This is a genomic window from Saccharothrix sp. ST-888 (genome assembly GCF_000955975.1).
Lineage (GTDB): Bacteria > Actinomycetota > Actinomycetes > Streptomycetales > Streptomycetaceae > Kitasatospora.
The window spans coordinates 1-326 of the sequence record NZ_JYJF01000774.1 but is presented as its reverse complement, the minus strand read 5'-3'; the positions used below and the strand labels follow the sequence as shown (position 1 = coordinate 326).

1 protein-coding gene is annotated in these 326 nt (G+C 67.5%); it reads left to right on the top strand.

All coding sequences use genetic code 11. The features are described from left to right. Positions 1-2 precede the first annotated feature (2 nt). Positions 3-179, top strand: coding sequence for a chorismate synthase (locus tag UK12_RS42385; RefSeq protein WP_331386681.1), 177 nt, complete (start codon positions 3-5; stop codon positions 177-179). Positions 180-326 lie beyond the last annotated feature (147 nt).

Sequence of the window (326 nt, the reverse complement as noted above, 5' to 3'; positions counted from 1 at the left end):
GTATTCAGGCGATCAAGGGTGTGGAGGTCGGTGACGGTTTCGAACTCGCCAGGGTGCCGGGATCGTTGGCGCATGACGAGATCGTACCGACGGCTGAGGGTGTCCGGCGTACGTCGGGGCGTTCGGGTGGTACCGAGGGTGGTCTGTCGACGGGTGAGCTGCTGCCGGTGCGGGCGTAACCAAAGCGTATCGCGACGGTTCCGCGGGCGTTGGTACCGCGGCCCGTGCGGACGGGTGGGCCGGCCGAGGAACACCACAAGAGCTTGGATGTCTGGGCCGTTCAGGCCCTGGGGGCCTTCCACCTGGCGGTGGACGCGGTCGTGCTT